General features: G+C 58.7%; 6 protein-coding genes. 2 read left to right on the top strand and 4 right to left on the bottom strand.

What is annotated here, in order from left to right; genetic code table 11:
• The 4 genes from ACK4TM_RS17140 to ACK4TM_RS17125 all read right to left on the bottom strand — a co-directional run.
• The coding region (locus ACK4TM_RS17140; RefSeq protein ID WP_409703704.1) for a biotin carboxylase N-terminal domain-containing protein at nucleotides 1-87 on the bottom strand (87 nt) is incomplete at its 3' end.
• Between the two features lie 87 nt (nucleotides 88-174).
• On the bottom strand, nucleotides 175-387 hold the full coding sequence (locus ACK4TM_RS17135; RefSeq protein WP_409703698.1) for a hypothetical protein: 213 nt from the start codon (nucleotides 385-387) through the stop codon (nucleotides 175-177).
• Nucleotides 388-523: 136 nt separating this feature from the next.
• Entirely contained in the window at nucleotides 524-877 is a 354-nt protein-coding gene (locus tag ACK4TM_RS17130; protein WP_409703701.1) for a hypothetical protein, read from the bottom strand.
• A 31-nt stretch (nucleotides 878-908) separates the two neighbouring features.
• On the bottom strand, nucleotides 909-2,432 hold the full coding sequence (locus ACK4TM_RS17125; RefSeq protein ID WP_409703695.1) for an acyl-CoA carboxylase subunit beta: 1,524 nt from the start codon (nucleotides 2,430-2,432) through the stop codon (nucleotides 909-911).
• A 201-nt stretch (nucleotides 2,433-2,633) separates the two neighbouring features.
• On the opposite strand from ACK4TM_RS17125, the gene ACK4TM_RS17120 reads away from it, so the two are divergent.
• A complete protein-coding gene (locus ACK4TM_RS17120; RefSeq protein ID WP_409703692.1) occupies nucleotides 2,634-3,845 on the top strand; it encodes a multidrug effflux MFS transporter in 1,212 nt (403 codons plus the stop codon).
• Between the two features lie 51 nt (nucleotides 3,846-3,896).
• Nucleotides 3,897-4,179: helix-turn-helix domain-containing protein (locus tag ACK4TM_RS17115; RefSeq protein WP_409703689.1), on the top strand; the 283-nt coding region annotated here is incomplete at its 3' end.

Here is a 4,179-nt window from a genome sequence, read left to right as displayed (position 1 = left end):
GGTTTTGATGCCCATCTTGCGGGCGGTCTTGATCACGCGGCAGGCGATTTCACCACGGTTGGCGATCAGTATCTTCTTGAACATCAGACTTTCCCCCCAGAACGCAAAAACGCCGCCGGGGCGAAACCCCGACGGCGGTGATACTGACCAAACGCGCCGAAAGGCGCGGATGATTTAGCGTGTGGTTGGGCGGCAAACGCCCACGTCGTCGCAGAACACGCCTGCGGCAGCACCGGCCAGCATGGTGCCAGCACGATCAGTGCCCAGCACTTCAGCAGCGACCAGACCGCCACCGGCACCCGCGATAGCGCGTTCAGTGTCGCTTTCCAGACAAGCGGACAGACCAAAAGCTGCGACAGCAGCGAGGATGATTGATTTCGTGTGCATGGTTTTTCACCTTTATTTTGTTTCGTGACTGTAGCCCCAGAATCGGCGCTAATGCCCTTAAACTCAATAGTCGATTTACGGTGATATCCAATAGCAGTCGGATTTCCGCCCATCTGACGCAACATATAGTGGCCCATCAGTCCGACAATCCGGGAATATCAGGAAAGCTCTGGCGCGCGACGCGCACGTCGATGCGCAGCATCGCCTCGTAACTCGCCGGATCGAACGGGTCCTCGGCGGGGATCACTTCGCGTCCGAACAACCAGCTGAGCCGACCCGCATCCAGATTGCCGCGCACAAAGGGTTCTTCGCCGAATGCCTCCCACAGGGCCTGCATGAAACCGGCATCGGCGCGTTTATCGGCAGGGCGGCGGTCGGGATAACGCACGCGCACCGTCAGGGGCGTCGCCCCGTCCTTGTTCGCGCGGCGCAGCACGAATTGAAAATCCGTTCCCGGCAGGCGGCCCGGAAAGCCGCGGTGTTTGTCCATATATGGCAGTGCCATCAGTCTGACCTTTGTATCACAGAGGAATATTGTCGTGCTTTTTCCACGGCATCACGGCCTTTTTGGACCGCAGCGAGGCAAAAGCCCGGCACACGCGTTTGCGGGTGGAATGGGGCATGATGACTTCGTCAATAAAGCCTTTTTCGGCGGCGACAAAGGGGTTTGCAAAGCGGGCCTCATATTCTGCGGTACGCTTTGCAATCTCTTCCGGGGATTTGCCGCGATGAATGATCTCGGTCGCGCCTTTGGCACCCATCACCGCAATTTCCGCCGTGGGCCAGGCATAGTTGAAATCGGCATTCAGGTGTTTTGACGCCATCACATCATAGGCCCCGCCATAGGCTTTGCGGGTGATCACCGTCACCTTTGGCACGGTGGCTTCACCATAGGCGAACAGCAGTTTCGCGCCATGTTTGATGACGCCGCCATATTCCTGCGCCGTGCCGGGCAGGAAACCGGGCACATCGACCAATGTCAGCACGGGGATCTCGAACGCGTCACAGAACCGAACGAATCGTGCGGCCTTGCGGCTGCTGTCGATATCCAGACAGCCGGCCAGCACCATCGGCTGATTGGCGACGACACCCACGGTGGACCCTTCCAGCCGGATGAAGCCGGTCAGGATGTTTTTCGCAAATTCCGCCTGAATTTCGTAAAAATCAGCCTCATCCGCGATTTTCAGGATCAATTCCTTCATATCATAGGGCGCGTTGGGGTTGGCGGGGATCAGGGTATCAAGACTTTCCTCGATCCGGTTCACATCGTCAAAAAACGGGCGGACAGGCGGTTTTTCACGATTGCTGAGCGGCAGGAAATCGAACAGGCGACGGGTTTCGGCCAAAGCCTCGACATCGTTCTCGAACGCACCATCCGCAACGGATGATCTGCGGGTATGGGTGGTGGCACCGCCCAGTTCCTCTGCCGTGACGATTTCATTGGTGACGGTCTTGACCACATCAGGACCGGTCACGAACATATAGCTGGAATCCTTCACCATAAAGATAAAGTCGGTCATCGCGGGGCTATAGACCGCACCCCCGGCGCAAGGCCCCATGATCAGGCTGATCTGTGGGACAACGCCCGACGCGGTGATATTGCGCTGAAAAATCTCGCCATAGGCGGCAAGGCTGGCGACACCTTCCTGAATCCGCGCGCCACCGGAATCGTTGATTCCGATCACCGGCGCACCGTTCTGCATCGCCAGATCCATGATCTTGCAGATCTTCTTGCCATGCGTTTCGGACACCGACCCGCCCATGACCGTGAAATCCTGACTGAACACATAGACCAGCCGCCCGTTGATCGTGCCCCAGCCTGTGACGACGCCGTCGCCTGCTGGCCGGTCCTGATCCATGCCGAAATCAGTGCAGCGATGGGCGACGAACATATCAAATTCTTCAAATGATCCGTCATCCAGCAACAGTTCGATCCGTTCGCGCGCGGTCAGCTTGCCCTTGCCATGCTGCGCCGCGATGCGCTTTTCACCGCCGCCCAGACGTGCCGCGGCGCGCCGGTCTTCGAGTTCTTGCAAAATATCCATGAAGAGGTCCCCCGGGTTTCGCCCTGCATAACAGGTTCATCGGGCAAATGAAGCAAGATTGCGGAAATTTGCAAATCATGCTTTTCGCAGAACCTATATTTTGCAAATCTGCTAATTTCCTAACCCGCTGTGTGATTTTGCACAGGGCTGAGGTCCGGCTTGAACATGGACTTCACCCAAGGCTGGGCCTAATCATCGAGAATGACAACACATCCGATCACCCGGTTCATGGACCGGGCCACCCCGCCACATATCATGACGCTGATCCTGATCACCGGGATTTCGGCATTGAACATGTCGATATTCCTGCCGTCGCTGGCGGCGATGACGGCCTATTTCGATACAGAATATGCCATCATGCAGGTCTCGCTGTCGGGCTATCTGGCGGCGACGGCGATATTGCAGATCTTTGTCGGGCCATTGTCGGATAAATTCGGACGCCGCCCTATCGTCATGGGATCACTGGTGATTTTCATTCTCGCCACCATCGGTGCGCTGTTTTCCACCAGCGTCGAGATGTTCTTGTTCTTCCGCATCTTGCAAGCCGCCGTCGCCACATGCATGGTGTTGGGCCGTGCCATTGTGCGCGATATCGTACCAGATGCACAGGCCGCATCGATGATCGGCTATGTCACGATGGGCATGGCGCTGGTGCCGATGGTCGGCCCGATGATCGGCGGCGCGCTGGAACAGGCCTTCGGCTGGCACGCGACATTCGTGTTTCTGGTGCTGGCGGGGATCGGCACGCTGGTGCTGTGCCATTTCGATCTGGGCGAGACCTTGGCCAAAGGCGGTATGGGCTTTCGCGCGCAGGTCAGATCCTATCCCGAATTGCTGCAATCGCCACGCTTCTGGGGCTATGTCATGTGCGCCGCTTTCGGGTCGGGCGCATTTTTCGCGCTGCTGGGCGGCGCGTCCTTTGTCGGCAGCACGATCTACGGCCTGTCGCCGGTCTGGAACGGCGTCGCCCTTGGCGCACCTGCGGTCGGCTATGCGCTGGGCAATTTCCTGTCGGGCCGGTTGTCGGTCCGGTTGGGGATCAACCGCATGGCCCTGATCGGGACCGGAATCACCATTGTCGGACTTGGCATTTCCGTCCTGCTCACGCTTGCGGGTTTCATTCATCCGCTGGTGTTCTTCGGCTTTTGCACCTTTCTGGGGTTGGGCAACGGGATGACATTGCCCAATGTGATGGCGGGGTCGCTTTCCGTGCGCCCGCATCTGGCTGGCACGGCAAGCGGGCTGGGCGGCGCGATCATGATCGGCGGCGGCGCGGCGATGTCGCAATTCGCAGGGTCGATCCTGACGGTGGACTCCGGCACCCTGCCCCTGCAGTTGATCATGCTGATCACATCGGTGTTGGCCTTCCTTTCAGTCGTCTTTGTCATCTGGCGGGAAAGACGGATCGCTTGACGCCTGCTTTGCAGCGGCTAATCATAGCCAGCAAAGCTGCAAAGGTAGGTGATGGCGGTACAGAAACTTTATGCCGGGGCCAAGCTGCGCGAATTGCGCGGCAGGCTCGCGATGACGCAGAAAGGCTTTGCTGAAAAGCTGGGCGTGTCGCTGCCCTATCTCAACCAGATGGAAAACAACAACCGGCCGGTATCGACCACGGTCGTGCTGGGGCTGGCGCAGGAATTCGGCTTTGACGTCACCGAATTGCAATCGGGTGACGAGGTGCGTCTGGTCGGCGACCTGCGCGAGGCGCTGGCCGATCCGGTGTTCACCAGCCCTGCCCCCGCCGTAC

Origin of the sequence: Yoonia sp. (assembly GCF_046292185.1) — a bacterium.
Taxonomy (GTDB): domain Bacteria; phylum Pseudomonadota; class Alphaproteobacteria; order Rhodobacterales; family Rhodobacteraceae; genus Yoonia.
The sequence above is the reverse complement of the archived record's forward strand: the minus strand, read 5'-3'. Positions and strand labels throughout refer to the sequence as shown.